This is a genomic window from Deinococcus deserti VCD115, from assembly GCF_000020685.1.
GTDB classification, from domain to species: Bacteria; Deinococcota; Deinococci; order Deinococcales; family Deinococcaceae; genus Deinococcus; species Deinococcus deserti.
In genome coordinates, this window is sequence record NC_012526.1 from 1,349,848 (window position 1) to 1,371,770 (window position 21,923).

Annotated in this window: 21 protein-coding genes; 9 read left to right on the top strand and 12 right to left on the bottom strand. The window is 60.4% G+C overall.

Going from position 1 to position 21,923, the window contains the following annotated elements; translation table 11 throughout:
* Positions 1-103: 103 nt before the first annotated feature.
* Positions 104-1,171, top strand: a complete 1,068-nt coding sequence (locus tag DEIDE_RS06425) for a hypothetical protein (RefSeq protein WP_012693142.1) — start codon at positions 104-106, stop codon at positions 1,169-1,171.
* Positions 1,172-1,382: 211 nt separating this feature from the next.
* Here the strand turns inward: DEIDE_RS06425 and DEIDE_RS06430 are convergent, their stop codons facing one another.
* Together DEIDE_RS06430 and DEIDE_RS06435 are read right to left on the bottom strand one after the other, a co-directional pair.
* The gene (locus DEIDE_RS06430; RefSeq protein ID WP_012693143.1) at positions 1,383-1,790 is read right to left on the bottom strand and encodes a hypothetical protein; all 408 of its coding nucleotides are present in this window, start codon (positions 1,788-1,790) and stop codon (positions 1,383-1,385) included.
* Positions 1,791-2,063: 273 nt separating this feature from the next.
* The gene (locus DEIDE_RS06435; protein WP_041227145.1) at positions 2,064-2,264 is read right to left on the bottom strand and encodes a helix-turn-helix domain-containing protein; all 201 of its coding nucleotides are present in this window, start codon (positions 2,262-2,264) and stop codon (positions 2,064-2,066) included.
* A 685-nt stretch (positions 2,265-2,949) separates the two neighbouring features.
* Here DEIDE_RS06435 and DEIDE_RS17970 point away from each other — a divergent pair.
* The gene (locus tag DEIDE_RS17970; protein WP_012693144.1) at positions 2,950-6,699 is read left to right on the top strand and encodes a PAS domain S-box protein; all 3,750 of its coding nucleotides are present in this window, start codon (positions 2,950-2,952) and stop codon (positions 6,697-6,699) included.
* A gap of 75 nt (positions 6,700-6,774) precedes the next feature.
* On the opposite strand, the gene DEIDE_RS06450 is transcribed toward DEIDE_RS17970, so the two are convergent.
* The 3 genes from DEIDE_RS06450 to DEIDE_RS06465 form a co-directional block, all read right to left on the bottom strand.
* Positions 6,775-6,996, bottom strand: coding sequence for a hypothetical protein (locus tag DEIDE_RS06450; protein WP_041227147.1), 222 nt, complete (start codon positions 6,994-6,996; stop codon positions 6,775-6,777).
* Positions 6,997-7,669: 673 nt separating this feature from the next.
* Positions 7,670-7,882 (bottom strand): hypothetical protein, encoded by a 213-nt coding sequence (locus DEIDE_RS06460; RefSeq protein ID WP_041227149.1) that lies wholly within the window; start codon positions 7,880-7,882, stop codon positions 7,670-7,672.
* Between the two features lie 352 nt (positions 7,883-8,234).
* Entirely contained in the window at positions 8,235-8,471 is a 237-nt protein-coding gene (locus DEIDE_RS06465) for a DUF7669 domain-containing protein (RefSeq protein WP_012693145.1), read from the bottom strand.
* Between the two features lie 289 nt (positions 8,472-8,760).
* Here DEIDE_RS06465 and DEIDE_RS06470 point away from each other — a divergent pair, with 289 nt between their 5' ends.
* The 3 genes from DEIDE_RS06470 to DEIDE_RS06480 all read left to right on the top strand — a co-directional run bounded on the left by DEIDE_RS06470 (position 8,761) and on the right by DEIDE_RS06480 (position 11,929).
* Positions 8,761-10,407, top strand: a complete 1,647-nt coding sequence (locus DEIDE_RS06470) for a DUF3592 domain-containing protein (RefSeq protein ID WP_162485406.1) — start codon at positions 8,761-8,763, stop codon at positions 10,405-10,407.
* 481 nt (positions 10,408-10,888) lie between these two features.
* Positions 10,889-11,167, top strand: a complete 279-nt coding sequence (locus tag DEIDE_RS06475; protein WP_012693148.1) for a stage V sporulation protein S — start codon at positions 10,889-10,891, stop codon at positions 11,165-11,167.
* Between the two features lie 75 nt (positions 11,168-11,242).
* Positions 11,243-11,929: a zinc metallopeptidase gene (locus tag DEIDE_RS06480; protein ID WP_012693149.1), complete on the top strand. Its 687-nt coding sequence runs from the start codon at positions 11,243-11,245 to the stop codon at positions 11,927-11,929.
* Between the two features lie 129 nt (positions 11,930-12,058).
* Here DEIDE_RS06480 and DEIDE_RS06485 read toward each other — a convergent pair whose 3' ends face one another.
* Both DEIDE_RS06485 and DEIDE_RS19490 read right to left on the bottom strand, forming a co-directional pair.
* A complete protein-coding gene (locus tag DEIDE_RS06485) occupies positions 12,059-12,415 on the bottom strand; it encodes a metal-sulfur cluster assembly factor (protein WP_012693150.1) in 357 nt (118 codons plus the stop codon).
* Positions 12,416-12,427: 12 nt separating this feature from the next.
* Entirely contained in the window at positions 12,428-12,739 is a 312-nt protein-coding gene (locus DEIDE_RS19490; RefSeq protein ID WP_041227150.1) for a rhodanese-like domain-containing protein, read from the bottom strand.
* 64 nt (positions 12,740-12,803) lie between these two features.
* Between DEIDE_RS19490 and DEIDE_RS06495 the strand changes: the two genes are divergently transcribed.
* Together DEIDE_RS06495 and DEIDE_RS06500 are read left to right on the top strand one after the other, a co-directional pair.
* On the top strand, positions 12,804-13,082 hold the full coding sequence (locus tag DEIDE_RS06495; protein WP_012693152.1) for a rhodanese-like domain-containing protein: 279 nt from the start codon (positions 12,804-12,806) through the stop codon (positions 13,080-13,082).
* Positions 13,083-13,128: 46 nt separating this feature from the next.
* Positions 13,129-14,589 carry an aspartate aminotransferase family protein gene (locus DEIDE_RS06500; protein ID WP_012693153.1) on the top strand — a complete coding sequence of 487 codons (1,461 nt, stop codon included), beginning with the start codon at positions 13,129-13,131 and terminating at the stop codon, positions 14,587-14,589.
* A gap of 86 nt (positions 14,590-14,675) precedes the next feature.
* Here DEIDE_RS06500 and DEIDE_RS06505 read toward each other — a convergent pair whose 3' ends face one another.
* From DEIDE_RS06505 to DEIDE_RS06520, 4 genes are all read right to left on the bottom strand, one after another.
* Positions 14,676-15,191 carry a hypothetical protein gene (locus DEIDE_RS06505; protein WP_012693154.1) on the bottom strand — a complete coding sequence of 172 codons (516 nt, stop codon included), beginning with the start codon at positions 15,189-15,191 and terminating at the stop codon, positions 14,676-14,678.
* Between the two features lie 91 nt (positions 15,192-15,282).
* On the bottom strand, positions 15,283-16,167 hold the full coding sequence (gene mntE / locus DEIDE_RS06510; RefSeq protein ID WP_012693155.1) for a manganese efflux transporter MntE: 885 nt from the start codon (positions 16,165-16,167) through the stop codon (positions 15,283-15,285).
* A 71-nt stretch (positions 16,168-16,238) separates the two neighbouring features.
* Positions 16,239-16,670, bottom strand: coding sequence for a hypothetical protein (locus DEIDE_RS06515; RefSeq protein ID WP_041227151.1), 432 nt, complete (start codon positions 16,668-16,670; stop codon positions 16,239-16,241).
* A 129-nt stretch (positions 16,671-16,799) separates the two neighbouring features.
* Positions 16,800-17,210, bottom strand: a complete 411-nt coding sequence (locus tag DEIDE_RS06520; protein ID WP_012693156.1) for an Hsp20/alpha crystallin family protein — start codon at positions 17,208-17,210, stop codon at positions 16,800-16,802.
* Between the two features lie 174 nt (positions 17,211-17,384).
* On the opposite strand from DEIDE_RS06520, the gene miaA reads away from it, so the two are divergent.
* Positions 17,385-18,290, top strand: coding sequence for a tRNA (adenosine(37)-N6)-dimethylallyltransferase MiaA (miaA, locus tag DEIDE_RS06525; RefSeq protein WP_012693157.1), 906 nt, complete (start codon positions 17,385-17,387; stop codon positions 18,288-18,290).
* A 162-nt stretch (positions 18,291-18,452) separates the two neighbouring features.
* Positions 18,453-19,694: a glucose-1-phosphate adenylyltransferase gene (gene glgC, locus DEIDE_RS06530; RefSeq protein WP_012693158.1), complete on the top strand. Its 1,242-nt coding sequence runs from the start codon at positions 18,453-18,455 to the stop codon at positions 19,692-19,694.
* Positions 19,695-19,710: 16 nt separating this feature from the next.
* Here the strand turns inward: glgC and recQ are convergent, their stop codons facing one another.
* The gene (gene recQ, locus DEIDE_RS06535) at positions 19,711-21,906 is read right to left on the bottom strand and encodes a DNA helicase RecQ (RefSeq protein WP_012693159.1); all 2,196 of its coding nucleotides are present in this window, start codon (positions 21,904-21,906) and stop codon (positions 19,711-19,713) included.
* Positions 21,907-21,923 lie beyond the last annotated feature (17 nt).

Here is a 21,923-nt window from a genome sequence, read left to right on the forward strand (position 1 = left end):
TAAGTGTTCGGCCTTGGTTGCCGTCCAGGGCGTACCCACGCAGCATGAAGCCAACGAGAACGGCTCCCGCCACAGGAGCCGCCGCACAACACGAGGTAATGCCGTGAATTCTACCAAGAGCGCCCACCAGGGCTATGTAAACCCGAACACTGACCAGCACTCCGCCACCTACCGCACCCAGGTGATCGAGGAAGTGCGCCTCAAGCACCCCGCCGCCTTCGCCTACTGGCAAGCCACGAAGCCCGCCCAGATCGAGGCCGGGTATCTGCCGGATGCCTGTATGCACACTGGGGCGCGAGTGAACGCCGCCATCGGGTACGCAGTGGACACCGACACCGGGGAGATCATCATCAAGCCGCGCCGGACCTTGGCCGGCATCATGGCCCGCGAGGAACGTGCCCGTGACCGGTGCGGCCTGCACCTGGTCACGGTGGACGAGCTGCACACGGTGACCCGCTTCGACCGCCTGAGCGATTGGCAGCGGGCAAGGACCGCCGCTCTGGCCTTCGCCCGCGAGATCAGCCCCAATGCCCCGCTCGACTTCAGCGTTGAGATCAGCGCCACGGGCCGCGCCCATGCCGCCTACATTTGTGACCTGACCAGCGCAGTCAAGGCCGCTGATCTCGGCGCACACTGGGAAGCCATCGAGGAGGGCGGCATCATCCGGGTCGTGCAGTATCTGGCGAAGCCTGTGCAGGCCGTGAACTGCGGCCACTACAGCGAAGATGAAGGATGGAGATACGCCACACCAGATCGAGCTGCTGAGGGCGTGGCAAATCTTCTGTTGGCACAGCAGGACACCCGACAGCAGCGCGGCCCGAAAGCCCGCCTTCCTCAGATGAGCGGCCATCTCCCCGGCAAGGGCGGACGCAGTGGCAAGGTCGTAAACGTCGCTGCACCTAACCTACGTACTACCAGTGAGGATGAACCCCACCAGGTTGCAACCCCTAGGAGTGACAGGCGACGGACGGCAGCCCTCACCCAGCGGCTTCAGCCGGGGCGCCGGTCATGGTTCCGAACGGTGACCTTCAGCGGGGCGCTACTGCGAGAGCCGGGGCGGCCACCGAAGACGGCCCCGGCTCTCTGCATCACGCCCACTCCCGGCGGTGTCTCCAGCCTGAGAAGTGCGGCCCCAAGAGCCTGCAACTCCCCAGCGCGGCCCTCCACATAGGCATACCAGGCCCGCCAGATCACGCCGCACCACCAGCGCCGCCACTCAGTGCTGCCGTCCACGGCGTGCGCCAGCGTCGAGGCCAACTCCCCGACCAGCGGGCCCGCTTTCGGGTTGAGTCCGCCTCCGTTCTAGTGGACTGTCAGCAATGGTCTGTCAGATCGAGGGTTGGCCTGCAGCTGTGATTGCTACAGCACGGACTGCACTATTTTTACTTCAAAGGCCGCTTGTACCAGATAAACGTGAGTTCGACCTCATGAAATTTTCCATTGGACGCAACTTCCTTGTTGATGCGAAACTCATGATTAACCATCTCCCATCCAAGTCCACCAATGTAATCCTGGAATTGTGTATCTGCAGCGTATGGAGCGCCCATTTTGCTCTTGTCGATCTTGAAGAACTCGAAAAACCTGTCATTACTTGAATTCATGACCAGGGGGTCTTCAAAAGTGATGGTGCGGCCTGCACTCGTAAAGCTGAGCGTTTTTAACGGTTCACCTTTTGCCCCCGGTGCTGGTAAGGTCACTCGCTCTACGAGCAACGCGTATTCCCATTTTTGTATTTGCGCAGAGGCGGTAGAGACGAGAAGAAGCCCCGCGCAGACCATAAGCTGTTTCACACGTTAATTTTATCTTAATTCGTATCGCGAGTCATGCTATCGGCGTTCCGCCAGGTTCCAGCGAGCGAGCCTCAATCAAAAGCTGCTACATAAAACCACAGCCGTTCTGCGCGTACAGCCGTTCATCCGCCCCCCTGACAGACCATTGCTGACAGGGTGCTGAGACCCCCAAAGACGAACGGAAGCACCTTCACGGGCTTCCTGTGAGCGCGGAGAACCACTCAACGACAAACCCGCCAGCCTTGATGGTGCCGGGGGGTTTGTCGTTTTGGGTCAAGCAGCGGTGAGGGAGTCAAACCAGCGTTCAGCATCTTCATGGCGAATGCGGATGGTCACGCCAAACTTGCCCGCCTTCAAGGTTCCTTCCTTTACGGCGTTGTACACGTGTGACCGGTGGACGCGGTACATCGCGGCAACTTCGGTCACGGTAAGGACGAGGGGGCGAGGGGTAGGGGTCAGGTTATGGGTATCCATAGGGTCTGATCTCTTTCGATGGGTTCACCTCGTCCGGCATCGTAGTCGCATCAAATTCGGGTGTCAAGGTTTTGACATGATTCGAAGAACGTGTAAATCCATTGTGCTGCACGGTGTCTACGGGGTGCGCACGCGTGCCTATCTTGTGCCCAAAATGGTTGAAACCGCATCGAATTCCATCACACTCCGCAAGCCGAGCGGACGGGCTGAAGTGCGTCCCAGCGGAGACCAACGATAGACCACCACACTTCGTGAAATGGCGTGCATCGGCCTGCCTTACAACTTACAAGCGACGGGTCGGGGGTTCAAATCCCTCACCGCCCACCAGAAAAAACCTCGTCTAGGACGAGGTTTTTACTTTTAACGCTTTTGTATTGTTTGTTTGCCGACAAATCCACCATGCGGTATTCACCTGTCGCTGATGCACAGTTATTTTCTGTTGGTGCAAAGGCCGAAAGAATAGTTGCAAGTAGCAATTACAAAAACGTAACACTGTAGACACAGGCTAAAACCGCCGGTTTTTCATTTCTTCATTATTAATTCATACTTTATTTAATCGCTGCTTAATATTAGAAGATTTGCACTGACATTAATTGCAGGCGCCGGGATAATTCCGCTTATGTCTGGCAGCAATTCGGCCCCAAGTCCTTTTTTGAACGATCCTGAACGTGACCATCTTCTAGAGATGATCGCGTACGGAGCACCATTTCATAAAGTTCTTGAAGCGGTTTGCCGCCTGGTTGAAGATCAGGTGCCGGACATCCGGGTCTCCATATTCCCTACCGATATGTCTGGTCGTTACCTGCGGGGAATGGTGGCCCCTAGCCTTCCTCATGACTTCTGCGAACAGGTAGGCGAACTTGAGATTCAACCTCATGGGCCCAGCTGCGTGCGTACGGCCTACAGCGGTGAGATCACCATTGTCGAGGACACTCGGACGGATCCTCAATATCAGCCGTTCCTGAGCCTGATTCTTCCCAATCAACTCGTCAGTGCCTGGTCCATACCCATCATTGGCCGAAGTGGTGTTTGTCTGGGCAGTTTTGCGATGTATCACCGCGAGGTGCGAACCCCAACGGAAAAAGACATCACGGTGCTCAAGCAGGCGGCCCTCATTGCCGCCATTGCTATTGAAGACTACCGGCAGGCAACGCGCGCACGCGAGGAGCAAGGTACGTGGGAAGAAGCGGTTCGGGCCGAGAAGCAGGCCCGGCTTCACGCGCTCGCCAGTGAACTTGCCCTGGAAGGTCCCGGGGAGCATGGACGGCTGGAAGACGAGTTCTGCAGTCTGTTTGCCCAGGCACTCGGGATCGAATCGGCTGCTCTGTGGCAGCAGGACCCGGCTGCTCCTCCCGGCTTGTTGAAGGCCGTGGGAATGTCTGGTGTGCCTACCGAGAAGCAGCACATTCTGCAGACCGCGCGCGTCAGCATCGAGCCTGGAAGTGTGGCTGAGCGGGCATACCAGGCTGGTCATGGCAAGCTGGTATGGGCGCACCGCGAGGACCCGATCGGTTCGTCCGGAGCGCAGTTGATGGAGACCTTCGAGGTCGAAACCCTGTTCTGCTGCGCGCTGCACACGTCGGCTACGACGTACGGCCTGATGTACGGAATATCACGCACGCCCGTCACGCCCACCCCTGCGCAGATCGCAAATGCCGAGGCGATCGCCAGAATCCTGCTGGGTGGGTTCGAGCGCCATGATCTTCAGGCACAGGCCCGTGACCAGCGCTCGCTGATCGGGTCGGTGATGGACCACTCGCTCGACATGATCGCTACTCATGAAGCTGGCGTGTTCACCTCCGTCAGCCGTGCGTGCGAAGCCATCCTCGGGTACGCGCCAGAAGAGATGATCGGCCAGCCCGCAGATGCATTCATCCACCCGGACGATCTGGAGCGGACATACCAGGAAGCCGTGACCGTGCGGGATGACGGAGAGGTTGTTCTCAACTTCCGAAACCGTTACCTGCACAAGGATGGTCATAGTGTCTGGCTGGAGTGGAGCGGCAGGGTCACCGGTGAAACAAAGTTTTTGGGTATCGCGCGCGACATCACGCTGCAACGTGAACACGCAGCGCTGGTAGAAATGCTCCTGGAGCAGTCACTTGACCTGATCGTCACTGTGACCGTCAGCGACCGGGTGTTCGTGAACGTCAGCCCGTCCTCACGCGCCATTCTCGGGTATACGCCGGAAGAAATGATCGGCAAAACCGTTGAAGAGTTCGTCCATCCCGATGATCTTCAGACCGTTGCCGATATAGGGGCAGCACTCCAGGCAGGCACCGGATCATTGATGGGTTTCCGACAACGCTTTATGCATAAGCTCGGACATACCGTCTGGATAGAATGGGCCGGACGAATACTCCGTGATGACGTCTCTTTTGGCATTGGCCGCGACATCACACAGCAATATCAGCGTGACGAGCAACTAAAGACGGTGCGGCGGATGAACGATCGTTTCAGCGCCACGCTGGATCTGCAGGCACTCCTTGACGCGCTTATTGAAGAAGCCTGCGGACTGATTGGTGCGGAGGGCGGCTGCGCCGGACTGTACAGGGATCAGGGTTTCTCCTGTGCCAGGTACTACGAGCAGGGCAGGCTGATTGACTTCAACTATACCTGGCCGGAAGGTCATGGGCTGACTGGGTGGCTGCTGGAGTACAAACGTCCGTACCTGACAAACGATGCGGTCAATGATCCAAATGTGATTCCACAGCTCCGGGAGGTTTTTGGGATTCACTCTGCCCTCGCTGTACCCATTCTTTCCGGGAACGGTGAGATGCTGGGGTTCATCAACTTACATAACAAACGGAACGACCAGCCGTTTACAGCTGACGACCAGACGTCGCTCGAGGCGGTTGCTCAGGCTGCGACCACGGCCATACAGAATGCCCTTTCCATGATGAAGTTGCAGCATGCGCAGGAGCAGGTGCGCAAAAGCGAACGCTGGTACCGGGCCATAGCGGAAAACGAAACCAGTTTTGTATTTGTCGTTGATGCGGCGGGCATTCTCAAGTACGTCAGTCCATCGGTGTCACGTCACCTGGGATATGCTCCTGAATCTCTCGTCAATCGCTCGCTTTTTGACATCGTCGGCCCAAAATACGCCACGATTCTCCAGAAGCGCTTCGAGTTACGGCGAAGCGGTCAGGACTCGGACCTTACCGAGAGCGTCATTCTCCGGGTTTTCCATGCCAACGGGAGCCGCCTGTGGCTGGAAGCAAAGGGCAGCAACCAGCTCCAGGACCCGGACATTCAGGGAGTGGTCGTCAACGCACGCGATATCACCCACCTGCATGCCGCGAACCAGCAGCTGGAGATGGCGAAACGCGAACTGGAGAAACGTCTCGACCGCCTCACGGCGCTCCATGAAATCGACCTTGCGATCACGTCCAGCCTCGACATGCGGCTCGTTCTGAACGTCGTCCTTGACCAGACTCTCCAGCAGCTCGGCGCAGACGCGGCTACCGTCATGCTCGTGCGCCAGGGCAGTCAGGAGATGTACTGTGCAGCCAGCCGCGGCATTCGCAGTATGAACCTGAGACAGGCCACCGTGCGTCTCGGGGAGGACCTCGTCCTGGCCGGGCTTCTGCAGGAGCGCTCTTCGCAGCGTCTGAACCTGATGGATCACGTGGACAAATTGCAACGCCCGGACCTTGTCACTCAGGAGCGCTTTGTGGAGTACCACGGCGTGCCACTGATCTCAAAAGGGAAGCTTCTCGGCGTGCTGGAGATATTTGGCCGTTCCCCACTGCCAGAGGAGGCGGACTGGGTAGAGTTCGCCGAGATGCTTGGTCGCCAGACCTCCATCGCCATTGAAGACGCCAATCTCTTTCGCGACCTGCAGCACAGCAACCTTGAACTGACCCTTGCGTACGACCGCACTATTGAAGGTTGGGCACGTGCCCTGGACCTGCGCGATGAGGAAACAGAAGGGCACAGTCAACGGGTGACAGAACTGACTGTCCGTCTCGTGCGCGAACTGAATTTCACCGAGGAGCAGATCGTACAGGTGCGCCGCGGTGCACTGCTTCATGACATCGGCAAAATGGGCGTCCCAGACAGCATCCTGTTGAAACCTGGGAAGCTCACGGACGAGGAGTGGGTGATCATGAAGCAGCATCCTGAGCTCGCGCTGAACCTGCTCTCTCCCATTGATTTCCTGCGACCGGCGCTGGACATTCCGTACTCTCACCACGAGAAATGGGATGGAAGCGGCTACCCACGAGGTCTCAAAGGGCATGAGATTCCCCTGGCAGCCCGCGCGTTCGCGCTGGTGGACGTGTGGGACGCGCTTCGCAGTGACCGGCCTTACCGTAAAGGCTGGCCCACCGAGAAGATCACTCAGTACATCCAGGAAGAGGCCGGGCGGCACTTTGATCCCGAACTGGTTCCAGTATTCCTTCGCATGATCGACGCGCCAGCAGGTGGACTATGAACCAGAATCACTCCGAAGGCTAAGAAAAGAGGCCTATCAAGAAATATTGACAAGCGAACATGGATCACACTTGCGTTATCGTGTGAGCGCGAACTGACTCCAGGCCATCATACGGAGTGCTGTTCCCGTAGCTACCGCCAGAAGACGACCTTCCGTACGCCAGAAGGCCGCACCCGCAGCAACTCTCAGACTCAGGGTCAGTACCGCGAGGAGGACGCGACTGACCACCAGTCCATTGGGGCTGAAGTAAGCAACAGCGCCTTCCGCGGCAAACAAGGCCACGAGCAGAATTGGCATCCAACCATCGTGCGAGTGTGCATTCTTCGAACGAATGATCAATGCCTTGGATCGGCGGTGCGATCAAAAGGGCTGAGGTTGGTTCACTTCCGCAGGTGACGAAGATCTGGCGGAGCCCCGAGCGCTCCAGGAAGCGGAATATGTCCGATGCCCACTGGAATGTTTTGCTTGTTCTGTCGAAGCACCTCGTTTACCTGTGATACGCGTCATAAGCTACACGAGTGCAGGCGGGAATAGGCTGGTTCCGACCTGACGACGCCCACTGGTCAGAGATTGTTGTGAACCAGACCTCGAGTTCGGATTTTTGACATTCAGGCGCACGTTATCGGCTTTGCTACGTGAATTAAGAAAACCGTAAGACTCCATAAGTAGTCTTGGTTCACGAAGATGCTATCTGTCAAACTTCATCTGGCTGGCGGCGATGTAATCGCCTTGAACATGACTCTCTCTCAGAAGAACCGGATCAGCCGGACTATGAATCAGAATCAGCTTCCAACCACTCCCTTCACAACTCAGGTGAATGGCTTGGACATTGAAATTCCATGGCGCTCGATTGCCTACCTGTCTTCTGGACCACAAGTCCAGTTGGCACAGATGCAACAGGAAGCCGCCGATTAAGGTTCAGCCCTAAAGCCCCGCCCTGTGCGGGGTTTTTCTGTTTCATGCCCAGGCGTTACATTTTTCGGGTCGGAGGGATGCTGAGCATAATTTCGTCGCGGAGCATGGCGGCTTCCTGAGCCGGCATTCCACAATCGTCGAGGTAGAGCAGGACGGCCTGACCTGCGGAAGCGAGTGCCTCTTCAGGGTTTTCGATGTTGGCAAACATTGCCCAATACAGTTTGAACAAGTGGTGGGCCGTTGCCCTGACAACCTGACTGATGTCCATTCTGCACTCTACCGATCGGCCTGCATTTCTCAGTGAGTGTGGAAGGTGGACGGTTGACCATCTTCATTTGCTTGGAAGCGACCAGAAGGCACTGAGCAAAAAGCTGGGTACTACAGCCCGGTGATCCGCCCCAGGGCCAACATGCAGTTTCAGGGGACTGACCTTTCAGTTCTCCTGAAACGAGAATCTGTTGAGGTCGCGACCTTACACTCAGCGCCGAATTGGAGTCCCGGCTTCCAGCAGGTCGGCAGTATGCCCGGGCCGCAGAATGCTCAAGCCGTCCCGCCCCAGGGGGCAAACGCCAGACACGTGTGCGCTGCCGTCCTGCCGTATGCGAAAAGCAGAATAGTTTTTAGAGGAGACGGAACCGGCCTCGACTCACCCGCTCCAGGTCCTTGTATTTCCCTGCTTCCGGCCCGGCGGCGTTAACGCACATCTGCGTGCTGACGTGCCGACGGATCGTGGTGTCGAGATGTGTGGTTCCGCGTGCCCGCATGGCAGCCACGATGTCCTGGATGGAGAAGGTGTTGTCGGCGTGCTGTCTGCTCAGAATGCGAGCAACAACCAGAATCTCCTCGCGGCATGTCATACACCTATTCTCGCTCAGGGACAGAGGGTCATTGCAAGATGACTGTTCGGCTCCTCTGGCGGTGAGGTCGTGTTTCGTCTTCCGGCAACTCAGAAACGAGACACCATATTCGTTCTGGTCCAGCATCCTGCCGGATAGAGGAGAGGTTCGCCTTCGTACGGGACTCAGCCGCGACTTCTGGCATTGACACATGGGTGGGTCTGGCCGGGCTGCGTGCATCAACCCTTGATTACTCCAGATCCCGCAAGGGCACCGTTTTCATTGTGGCTTAATGGTGTTCGAGGTTCTTGTGAGAGAAAAAGCTGGCCTGGTGGTGTTCTGTCTGATATTTGCCGTGATGTTCGGGGGCGGTGGAGCTCTGGCAACGGCTCAACTGGTGGGCATGATCAGCAACTGGACAGCTGCGCGTAGCTGGGTGGCGGTTCCGGCTCAGGTTCTGGAGGCTGAGCTGAAGACCGAACCTGGTCGAAAGGGGAAAACCTATGAGGCAACGACCCGCTACGCTTATACCTTTGGTGGGCAGACCTACGAATCATCGCGCCTCGGCATTGGTCCAGGGGGCGACAGTATTGGTGACTGGCAGCGTTCCCAGCACCTTGCACTTCTTGCTGCCCTGAATCAGGGTCGTCAGGTCACCGTGTGGGTCAACCCTTCGGCACCGTCACAAGCAGTGTTCAACCGCGAGCTAAGGATCGGACAGGTGTTGTTCTGGTTGCCATTTGCCTCTCTGTTCTCCCTGATAGGGCTGGGGGCCCTCTGGGGGGTTTGGTGGGCGATCCGCTCCAGGCCCGCTGGAGCTATTCCTCCCAACCCACCCCGTATTTCATCTGACGAGCGCCAGGGTCTGTGGGCAACCTTCTGGTTTGTACTGTGCTGGAATCTGCTGGTCTTTCCCATTGGAGCGATGGTGCTTGTGGAACACGGGCTCTGGGGCAGCCATCTGGTGGTGCTGATCTTTCCACTCATTGGTCTTGCACTTGTGCGGTGGCTGATCCTGAAGGCGCAGAACAGGCGCCGTATCGGTCGCACGTCGCTTGTCCTGGCTCCAGCGCAGCCGGTCTGCGGAGTGCCTCTGTTCGCCCAGGTCGAGTTCGGGAAGATACCTCAGGAGGGGGAGTACACATTGCACCTGCTCAACGAGCGGATCGTTCAGGGTCGCAAACACAGACGCACTCACCTGTTGTGGGAACAGGAGGTTCGGGTATGGGCCGGCAATGGGACATTGACCTGCCGCTTTGATCCCCCTGCAAGCGCTCAGTCCAGCGCGGTCAATGGGCGAGTGCTCACCTCCTGGCGTCTTAACCTGAGATGGCCTGACGGAAAAACCAGCCGGAATTTCCCGCTGACAGTCATGCCAGCCAGCAGTCAGATGTCTGAAGCCGCAGCTGCCGCGCACCACCTGCCAGAAGTCAAGGAGGTCGACCGGTCAGAAGCAGTCGCCATGCCTGCCTCTGTGGGGGTCTTGGTACCCCTGTCAGACGGGCTGCGCATTGAGTATGCGGTTGGCCGGCACCGCGCGTCGGCCAGGGCCATGTTGACCATAGGTGTGCTTTTCTGTGCGGTTGCTGGCCTGCTGGCAGTTCGCTCTGGGAGCAGTGTGATGTCCCTGCTGCTTGGTCTGACCAGCCTGGGCCTGCTGGTGACGGGTATCCGTTCGTGGACCACGCCTCTGCGAGTAGAAGCCACATCTCAGTTCCTGACAGTGCGCGGTATCACTGCGTACAAACGTCTGAATGAACAATGGCCAGCTTCATCAGTGAAGCAGATTGTGCCGGTGGTTGAAGGTTCCAGCGGCGCTGACCATGACCAGCGGTACTCCTATGCTTTGCAGGCCGAACTCAGTTCTGGCGGGAAAGTTATCCTGGGCAACGGCATCAGTTCACGGGCTGTAGCTGAAATGCTGGCGCAAAGGATTCGGGATGCACTTGAGAAGTAAAAAGCGAACTCAGGCGCCCCGATTTTTCAGCTGTGTTCAGCGCTGCGTCCCGGACGTGGCGACCATCATCAGAACCCTGCGCAGCTTCACAGCATGTGGCCACCGACCACAGAACCACCTGCACATCCGACCGAGTCAGAGAAGAGCCCCCGGAGCGTTCAGCGGGGGCTTTGGGTGGCGCGGGTCTGGTGAGTCATCACTGGTGTTCGTCGCTCCGACGAGCCGGATACAGTACCGGCAGCAGCATGAATGGCAGAATTACAGCTCCGGCAGCGAGGAAAACTTCCATGGCGACAGTGTGCCGGTACAGGCACTCCACAGGATGATTGCGACCTTTACGGGGCGCCCAGCGGAGATTGAGCAAGCGTCAATCTTGTAGGCGCACGGCTCCCTGCCCCCGGTGGGGGCATTGTGCGCCGCGCACTGCGCACGGCAGAATTTTTAATCAGGAACGGGGTGTCGGGTCCCCAGAGGTTGTCAAGTGGAAGTTTTACGTGTTTCAGGAAATTCAAGGCCCAACGCTCTGGCGGGCGCTATAGCCGCGCTGCTTCGCACCCAGCAGGCTGTGGAAATTCAGGCCATCGGGCCGGCGGCTGTCAACCAGTCGGTCAAGGCCCTTGCCATTGCGCGGGGTTACCTGGCCGGGAATGGCATCGATCTGAGTGCTCAGCCGGAATTTATCAAGCTCGACGTTGACCGTGAGGAACGCACCGCCATTCGTTTCGTGGTCCGGGCGGTTCCTCCTGCGCCTGCGCCCTGAGGCTCAAGGCCCTGTCAGCGCGGTTTCATAGTGCAGCCTGGAGCACCGCTACCATAGACGGTGGAGGGATCTGCTATGGAATTCCTTGGGCCTTACACACCACTGATTCTGATCATCTTTGTGGCCTCAATGCTGATCCAGGGGCACCTGAGCCGTGTCTACCGCACCTGGGGACAGATCCGCAACGCCCATAACCTGACTGGCGCACAGGTTGCCCGAATGATGCTCGACGAGAACGGTCTCAGGCACATTCCCGTCCAGATGGTCCGGGGCCAGCTGACTGACCACTACGACCCTCTTCGGAAGACCGTGAATCTGTCCGAAGGGAACTTCAACGTCCCCAGCGTGAGTGCTATGGCCGTGGCTGCCCATGAGGTCGGGCATGCTATTCAGGACAAGGTTCGTATGCCTGCTCTGGTCCTGCGCGGCCGCATGGCCGTCCCGCTCAGTCTTGGGATGAATCTTGCGCCACTGCTGCTGCTGGTCGGCATCGTCACCCAGGTGACCGGACTGATCTGGGTAGGAGCGGCGCTGTTCGGGGCTGCCCTGCTGTTTCACCTGGTCACCCTGCCGGTCGAATTCGACGCCAGCCGCCGGGCCCTGATTTACCTCAACCGGCGAGGCCTGAACGGCTCGGCCGAGGAACAGCACGGGGCCCGCGCTGTCCTGAACGCCGCCGCACTGACCTATGTGGCAGGCTTCGCCATGGCCATGGCTCAGTTCTTAAATGTACTGGCTCTGGCACGTCACAGCGACGATTGATCAGCGGCAGGTGTGCCACATGGCGTCCGGGCACGGACTGTTCCGGGTCTGGTAGGATCTGCGAGTACATGCAAGAAGCGCCGTCTCAGTCCAAACGAGACGGCGCTTCTTTCTTTTTCTATTGTGATTTTAGACGTTGAAGCCAAACATACGCATCTGGCGCTTGCCGTCCTCGGTCATCTTGTCGGGGCCCCATGGCGGAGTCCACACGAACTCCACGTTGACCTCGCTGACCCCGTCGAGGCGGCTGACCGCCATTTCAGCGTCTGCGCGGATCAGGTCCTGAACCGGGCAGCCGACGCTGGTCAGGGTCATGGTGATGTCAACCAGTCCGCTGGGCTGAATGTCCACGCCGTAGATCAGCCCCAGGTCCACCACGTTGACGGGAATTTCCGGGTCCTTGACGATTTTCAGGGCTTCCAGAACCTGCTCCTGATTGGGCAGGTCGGCCGACCCCTGCACTGCACTGCTCATCTGCTCTTCCATATGCTCCCCCTCTTACTTTCCGCGCACGCTGGGCAGGCCGGCGTCGACCCAGGCCAGTGTGCCACCAGCAAGATTTACGACGCTGCTGTAGCCCTGATCCAGCAGAAACTGACCGGCGCGGGCGCTGCGGGCCCCACTGCGGCAGATCATCACCAGCTCGCGGTCGCGGGGCAATTCGCCTGCACGGGCCTCGAACTCACTCAGGGCGATCAGCTGCGCCCCTTCGGCATGAATCTCGTCAAACTCATTCTGCTCGCGGACATCCACGAGCAGTGCGCCCTGCTGGACGCGGCGCTGACCTTCCTGTGGGGTGACTTCTTCCATTGACTCAGCATACCTGAGCGTGCAGGTCGGAATGTGGCCGGAGCTGTGCGGGTATGCTGTGTGGATGCCGCTGCCCGAGCCCGTGACTGTGGTGGACCTGAGGCCCGAGGACCTGCGCCGGGCCCAGCCGCTGGACGGACTTGGATTGCGTGTCGTGGCAATCAGTCTGCAGGCCATCGAGGACAGCCAGCACGGCCTGACCCGGGACCAGGGGGCTCTGCTGGTGGTCTGCGAGCGCGGGGTGCGTTCCAGTCTGGCTGCCCGGTACCTGCGCGCCGAGGGTCTGGACGCCCAGGCGCAACCGGGCGGAATCGACGCCCTGTTGCTTGCGTTGCGCCCCTGATTCATCTCCAAGCCTGCGGCAGGTCACCCACCGCTACACTGGCGGGATGACGGGACTGCCCCACGGATTTATCCGCAGCCGCGATGTGCTTGAGGACCGCCTGACCGGCGCTCAGGTCCGCACCCTGGAGCTGCAGCATGGCAATGAGGAACTGCTTTACGGACTGGACCTGATCGGGGTTGCTGGTCCCTTCTCCAGCGTGACGCCCTGGGAGCTTGAAGATGAGCAGGGCGTTCGCCGCATCAACGCCAGCGGATATTCGGCTACACCCTTTGGAGAAATGCCGCTGGTGCTGACAGACTTCCTGAAGGAGTTTCTGGAAAAAAACCGCGCGATGACCCTGCCGCAGCAGTCAAGCAGTCCCTGGCGGGCGGCCCTTGAAGCCAATCTGGTGCGGCTGCTTGCCCGCGAACTGCCCAGTCACCAGGACAGCCAGGTGTTCTTCTGCTCCAGCGGCACTGAAGCCATCGAGGGGGCACTGAAGTTTGCGCGTGCCTGGCGGCCCGGCACCAAGTACAGCATCTCTTTCAACAGTGGCTATCACGGCAAAACTCTGGGCAGCCTGAGCCTGACGCCCAACCCTGAGTATCAGGATGTCTTCCGCCCACTGGTGCCTGGAGCCGTCACCTGTCCCTACGGCGACCTGGACGCGCTCTCGGCGCTGATCCGGCGCCTGGGGCCTGACAAGGTGACCTGTGTGGTGGTTGAACCCATCCAGGGAGAGGGAGGCGTGAATATTCCCCCTGAAGGCTTCCTGCGCGGCCTGGGAGAGCTGTGCCGGCGCCACGGCATTGTCGTCATCGCAGACGAGATTCAGACCGGTCTGGGACGGACCGGACATTGGTTCGAGTCGGCGGCCCACGGGCTGGATCCGGATATTGTGACGCTGGCCAAGCCGCTCGGTGGGGGGCTGGTCGCGGTCGGCGCTACTATCGTGCGCCACGCCATCTACAAGAAAATGCTGGGTGGCCTGAGCAGCAAACGGCACAGCAATACCTTCGGGGGCGGGGCCCTGGCCATGGCGGTCGGCCTGCGCAGCCTGGAACATCTGATCGAGACCGATCTGCCCCGGCGCAGCCTTGAACTGGGCGAGGTGGGTCTGCGCCATCTGCAGAGCCTGCGGGCGCGCTATCCTCGCCTGCTTCAGGAGGTACGCGGTCAGGGCCTGCTGCTGGCGATGCAGTTCCAGCCGGTGGTCGGCATTCCACTGCCTGGACCCGTCAAGGAGCTCGTCTACGAGGGCACGGCCATCCTGGCACTCAGGGAGCTGCATCAGGCGGGCGTCATGGCCAACCTGAGCCTGAGCAGCAAGCGGACGGTGCGTCTGACTCCGGCGCTGGACATGCCACGTGACGTCTTCGAGATCATGTTTGGCCGCGTCGATACCTTCGCGGCGCGCAATCCGGCTTCCCGCAACCTTCTGACTAACACTCCCGCGGGCGTCACCATGAGCCTGGCAAAATTTGCGGCCAGCAAACCCAAGAAGCGCACGCCCAGCGACGGCTGACACTGCGCTGCGGCCTGGTTGCAGCGGGAGCTTCTGAAGAGGGCCAGAGACGGGTCCAGGGAATTGACGCTCCCTGGGCCTTCTTTCTAGGCCAGCCCGCAGGCACGCTGGAGTAACAGATGGACCTCATCTCTGGGCAGACGCCGGGCACGAAGTGGAAGGTCCGCCGGCAGGGTGCTCAGCCCAGGAACGATAGGGGCGTAGCGGAACTCCGGCCGTGCGATCAGGTCGCGCCCTGCGGTCAGCGCGACCACAAAGTCGAGCTGCAGTTCAAAATGGGCATTGAGCTCGGTGCGCAGGGACCCCGGGTCTCCAGCCAGCAGGGCCAGGAGCGCGGGGTGTGGCTCAAACCCGTCTTCCAGGTCGCTCAGGATCCGGGCCGTGTCGATAAACACGCCTGCCCCCGGCAGCGCGTACCCGCTGATGCGCCGCCGCGCCGTTTCGGGCGCGTCACCACGGACCAGCGAGACCCTACGGCCTGCCCGCTGAGCCCCCGACAGCAGAGACCACAGGCGTCCCAGGCTGGAGTAGCGGGCCAGTTCCAGATAGCCGGCTGGTTTTGCTGGGATGGGCCGCGTGGGCCGCTCGCCTCGGTCGGTCACCTCTGCATGCTAGCGGGCCCGGGCAGGTGAAAGGCGCAGGGACGCGGGTCCCGCTGCAGGGTGGATGTGCAGCGCAGATCTCAGGGCTGCCTCACAGCACCAGTACGCCCTGATGCTTGGCTTTTTCCTGCGGCTCCACGTGAATGGTCACATTGGCTCCGCCAATTTCGACCTGTATGGCGTCCTCCAGACGGTCACAGATCAGGTGGGCCTCGCTCACCGACATCTCTCCGGGCACAACCATATGAAACTCGACAAAAGTAACCTGACCGGCCTGACGGGTCCGCAGGTCGTGGATCTCCAGCGCTCCGGCTGCGTGAATGCTCATCAGCTCACGCAGCCGCCGGGTCGTTTGAGGATCGGCGATATCCATCAGTCCTCCAACACTGTCACGCACCAGATGCCAGCCGCTCCAGAGAATATTGATCGCCACCAGAACGGCCAGCAGGGGATCAAGGATGTACCAGCCTGTCATACGTGCCAGGAGAACGCCGATCAGCACCCCGACACTGGTCACCACGTCCGTCAGGAGGTGGCGTCCATCGGCCTGCAGGGCAGGAGACCGGACTGCGCGCGCTGCTCGCAGCAGGAAGCCGGCCCAGACCGCATTCAGCACGCTGGCCCCCAGATTCACCGCCAGACCCGAGAGCGGCGCAGCTTTGATAGAGGGGTTCTGCAGCGCAGGAACCGCTTCGCGCAGGATCGTCACAGCGGCCAGGACAATCAGGACGCCTTCTGCGACCGCACTGAAATATTCAGCTTTGGTATGGCCATATGGATGATTCGCGTCGGCTGGCCGGGCGGCAATGCGTAAGGCGACCAGTGCGGCAAGAGCTGCCGCCACATTGATCACACTTTCCAGCGCATCCGAGTACAGCGCAAGGCTGCCGGTCATGACATAGGCCAGGAACTTGAGACCAAGCACGACAGTGGCCACCACCACGCTGCCCAGCGCTATGTGTATCGTGCGGTCCATACCTTGGATGAGGCTAACAGGATTAGGCGACCCAAATACCGTGCCCTGGCCAGGAACAAAGGGTGTAATGCTCAGTACATGAACAGCATCCAGTAGCGGTTATTGCGTTCGGTCCAGCGCGAAACCCGGACCCCCCGACCCTGAACATGGTTATATTTCACGTCGCCGTTGCTCAGCGTCTGAGAGGCGTGATACCCGAACTGCCGCAGCTTTGCTTTGAGCGTCAGTTCGAAGGTCCGGGACGCCTGACCTTCTGGAGCTGTCCAGATCTCGAAGCGCACTCCAAGCGAGTGATACTGCTGAATTTCTGCTGCGTAGGCAGTGTATTTGCGCCCGCTACAGACTCGTTTTGCTCCTGCGGGGCGGTTGAACAGGCTGTTCATCACCCGGCCCGCCGGATCACAGGCCGGCTGGGCAGCCGCACTGTGTGCAGGAACAGAACTCAGAGGCACCAGGGTCAGCAGAGAAACCAGAACAGGACGGGTCAGGCGTGATGAACTCATAGTTCAGGCGTCCAGCCCAGCAGAATGAAACCCCAGAACGACATTGAACTCATGCTAGTCGTCCACGTTGAACGGCAGAAGAGAGCGGGCCCGCAGTCAGGGGCTCACGCCTTAATCTGCCGTTTACCTTCAGGGGTGGTTGCTGTCTGGGTCCTGATATTCGTCGGCATGGACGTTGATCGTAGGATGGCGTTTTTCAAATTGAACACACAGCACGCCGTTCGCAAGAGTGGCCTGACCCGACTGCGGCACGATTTCCACCGGGAGTCCCAATGTGCGGCTGAAAACGCCGTGAGGCCGCTCTGCGCTGAGGCGGCCCTGGGGCGCAGGGCGCTCGCCAGAAATGGTGACGCTTTCGCCGGTCTCATGCAGAGCCAGGCTGTCAGGGACGACCCCAGGCACATCCAGGTGCAGGGTGATGTGGCTGTCGGAGTCTGTCCAGTCGGCCAGCGGCACCCAGGGTCCGCTGCTGGTCAGGGCTTCCACGCCTTCACGCAGGGTCATCAGATGTTGCAGGCGGCTCAAAACCGGCTCGTTCATGCTCAGTACGCTACCACTGCTTTTTGAGAGCTTGCCAGCCGTGAGGGAACGACCAGGCAGCAGCTTCCTGCCCTACGTGTTCCAAGCCCTGCCTTTTGGCGCCACAAACGGTGACTCTGCGCTCCAGGCAGCCCCGTCAACGCACCGCAGGGCAACTGCCTTACAATCCGGCCCGTGAGCCCGGTGATTCCCATTCTGACTGCCCCCACGGCGGCTGGCAAAACAGCGTTGGCACTGGCGCTGGGCAAAGACATGCCGGTGGAGATCGTGGCTGCTGACGCCTTCACGGTCTACAGAGGGCTGGACATCGGGACGGCCAAGCCGACCCCCAGTGAGCGTAGTGCTGTACCTCATCATCTGATTGATATTGCCCGGGTCACCGAAAATTACGATGTGGCCCGCTTCGTCCGGGACGCGGAGGCGGCCTTGCACGACATCCTGGCGCGTGGGCGTCAGCCCCTCGTGGTGGGTGGCACCGGCTTTTACCTGCGAGCGCTCATGCGCGGTATGCCGCTGACTCCTGCCTCCGACCCGAACCTGCGCGCGGCCATCGAGGCTGAACTCCTTGACCGCGGTCTTGACGCCCTGCTGCTGGAAATCGCGGAGCGTCTCCCCGCCGAGGCGGCAAGAATGGAGCGAAATCCGCGCCGGGTCGTGCGTGCTCTGGAGATCTACCGCAGCACCGGGCGTTTCCCAGGAGAATTTGGAACCTTACCTCCAGCATTCCGGTATGAGGTCACCGCTTTTACCCGGCCCGGCCCGGAACTCGAAGCGCGGATGCACGCCCGCGTGCAGGCCATGCTGGAAGGAGGCTGGCCACAGGAAGCACGGTGGTTGGCCGCGCAGGTGTCCCCTGGCACAGTGCCGAGGCCAACTGCCTGGCAGGCCCTGGGATATCCGGAGGCACTGGCAGTGGCGGAAGGGGCGATGAATATGCAGCAGGCTGCCGAGGCAATAGTGAAGGCGTCCAGGCAGTATGCCCGACGGCAACTGACCTTCGCCCGGACCCAGTTGGGTGCCGTGATACAGACAGTGGACGGAGCCCACACCGAACTGCGCCAGCGTCTTGGTGTTGTATAGGTCCCTCAGGACACAAGAAAGCCTAAAGAGCGGAGCAGACGCCTTCGCCGCCTAGAATTAGGAGGTAGACGACGCTTTTCCGCCCCAGGTTCCGGCGGGTCCCGGCATAGGAGAGAGTGCCTCCTGGCCGGACCCTTTTTCCTCACACTTCAGGGAGCAGGCATGAAACCACGTGTACTGGGCATGATTCTCGCTGGTGGCCAAGGCTCGCGTCTGGCACCGCTGACACAGAAGCGCAGCAAGCCTTCGGTTCCGTTTGGCAGCAAATACCGCATCATTGATTTCGCCATCAACAACTTCATGAACAGCGGTGTGTTCTCCATCTACGTCCTGACTCAGTACAAGGCGCAGAGCCTGACTGAACATATCCAGCGCGGCTGGCGTTTCGGTACCTTCCTCAGCGACTACTTCATCACACTGGTTCCGGCACAGATGTACCGCTACGAGGAACTGGGCGCAGTCTGGTACCGCGGCACGGCCGACGCGGTGTATCAGAACATGCATCTGATCGATAACTTCGACGCGGATTACGTGGCGATCTTCAGTGGCGACCACATCTATAAGATGAACGTCGAACATATGCTCGAAAAGCACATCGAGTCCCGCGCCGACGTGACAATCGCGGCCTATCCCATGCCACGCAGCCAGGCCCACCAGTTTGGCGTGATGCAGGTGGACGCGGGTTGGCGCGTCACCGAATTTCTGGAAAAGGTGCCGGACCCGCCTGGCCTGCCGGAAAATCCGGACCTGTCGTTGACCAGCATGGGCAATTACATCTTCTCGCGGCGCGCCCTCGAAGAACTGCTGCACACCAGTATCAGTGGTCAGGAAGATGGCTTTGACTTCGGGCATAACGTGATTCCTAGAGCCCTGGCAGACGGCTATCACGTCCAGGCTTACGACTTTCACCGCAATCCTATTCCGGGTCAGTCCAATCCAAACCTGTACTGGCGGGATGTCGGCACCATCGACGCCTACTACGAAGCCAATATGGATCTGATCAGCATCAATCCGGAATTCGATATCTACAATCCCAGCTGGCCCCTGCGCACCAGCAGCGAGTTTTCGCCACCTGCCAAGTTTGTGCACGAAAGCGATGGCCGAAAAGGACAGGCCTTCAACTCGGTGATGGCCGGCGGAGTGATCATCAGCGGCGCCACGGTGCGCGACAGCGTGCTGGGCCGCAACATCAGGGCGCACTCGTACGCGCTGATCGAGAGTTGCGTCCTGTTTGACGACGTGGAGGTCGGGCGGCACAGCCACCTGAACCGCGCCATTGTAGATAAGAATGTCAAAATTCCGCCGGGTACCAAAATCGGCGTCGACCATGACCATGACCGCGAGCGTGGGTTCACCGTGACAGAAAGCGGTGTGGTCGTGGTGCCCAAGAGCTATACCTTCTGAGCACCTGTTTCGGCCCTTATCCGCTCAGCGCGGCACGTACCGTCTGCACGATCTTTTCGCCGTAGGCTTCCAGCCTCTTAGGGCCCAGACCCGGCAGGCCCCGCAGCTCATCAATGCTGCGGGGCTGGCGTTGTGCCACGGCCTCGAGCGTGGCGTTGGGAAAAACCAGAAAAGCACTGACGCCGGCCTCGCTGGCCAGATCGCGCCGCGTGGCCCGCAGCGCCTCCGCTACAGCCTCAATGCGGTGCTGGTCCGGGAGACTCTCGCCGCCTGACGTTACGCCTGCTGGGGCCTCGGTGGCCCGCCGGGACCCGCTCAGGATGTCCAGCACCGCCCGGTTGCCGGCCACGCCTCGGTCAGGGGGCGTAGCCTGGACACCTGACGCACCACCAAGATCACGCACCACCTGCAGCACCTCGTCGCCGTAATCAGCAAGTTTCCGCTGCCCAACGCCGCTGACGGTGCCCAGGGCAGCGTGGCTCCCGGGCCGCGTCTCGGAGACTGCCTTGAGGGTAGCGTCGGTAAAGATCACGTACGGAGGTACACCCTGCTCCCGCGCCTTGCTCAGTCGCCATTGACGCAGCGCCTCGAACAGCGGCTGATCCTGCGTGCTGACCGCGGTGCGGCCTGACCGTGCCGAGTCGCGCTTGCGCACCCGCTCGCGTGGCTGGAGGCTGTCCTCTCGCAGCGCGAGCTTCGCTTCTCCTTTCAGAATGGCCCGGGCTTTGCCGGTCGCACTCAGGCCATGGTATTCACCTGATGTCAGATACCCCAGGCTGGTGAGCTGCCTGAGTACGCCCCGCCAGAACCGTTCGTCGTGTTCGCGTCCCACTCCGAAGGTCGGCAACTGGTGGTGTCCCATGGCCAGAACCTTCTCGGTCTCGCGGCCCAGCAGAACATCCGTCAGATGGGCTGCTCCGAACCGGTTACCGGTCCGGATGGCGGCAGAAAGTGCCATCTGCGCCTCGCGGGTCGCGTCCTGCACGCGCGGTGGACTCAGGCAGACGTCGCAGTTCCCGCACGGCTCGCGGAGGTGTTCGCCAAAGTACTCAAGCAGAAGCTGCCGCCGGCAGGTCGCCGCCTCGCAGTAGGTCAGCAAGGCGTCGAGCTTGCCAGCCTCGACACGTTTGACGTCCTCGGGAGCGTCACTTTGCGCCAGCATCCGGCGAACATTGACCACATCAGCCAGTCCGTAGACCATCCACGCGGTGCTGGGCAGCCCGTCGCGCCCGGCGCGGCCGGTTTCCTGGTAGTACCCCTCCATGCTTTTGGGCAGGTCCAGGTGCGCCACGAACCGCACATTGGGCTTATCGATTCCCATCCCGAAGGCCACTGTGGCCACCACGATCAGGCCTTCTTCGTTCAGGAACCGCTCCTGCGCCTGGTTACGCTCACGGGGCGAAAGGCCGGCGTGGTAGGCGACCGCATCTACTCCCTGCGACTGCAGCCAGCGCGCCGTTTCCTCGACAGATTTGCGAGAGAGGCAATACACGATCCCGGCGTCGCCCGGATGCTCAGCGCGGATGAAGTCAAGCAGCTGTGTCTTGGGGCCTTCCTTGGCCGTGACCCGGTACTGAATATTCGGGCGGTCAAACGAGCTGACGAAACGCGGAGCGCCGTGCAGCTGCAGCACACGGAGCATGTCCGCCTGGGTGCGCTCGTCTGCGGTGGCGGTCAGTGCCAGCCGGGGAACGTAAGGAAAACGCTGAGGCAGCACGTGCAGCTGCCCGTACTCGGGCCGGAAATCATGTCCCCACTGCGAAACGCAGTGCGCCTCGTCAATGGCAAACAAGGCCACCTGTGCACGCTCGAGCAACTCCAGGGTGCGCGGCAGCAGCAGCCGTTCGGGAGCCACATACAGCAGGTCGAGCTCACTTTCCAGCAGCGCCTGCTCGACCTCGCGCACGCCATCGGCAGTCAGGCTGGAGTTCAGGAACGCTGCACGGACGCCGAGCTGGCGCAGGGCGTCCACCTGGTCCTTCATCAGCGCAATCAGCGGAGAGACCACCACGCCTGTGCCCGGGCGCAACAGACTTGGCACCTGATAACACAGACTTTTTCCGCCGCCAGTCGGCATCAGGACCAGCGCGTTGCCCCCATCGGTCACTGTCCGGACGATTTCGGCCTGAACGCCGCGGAACGCGCTGTAACCCCAGACCCGGTTCAGGACCTCCAGGGCTTGGGTAGGTGAAGCGGGGGAGACAGCAGTCATCACCTCCAGCATAGCGC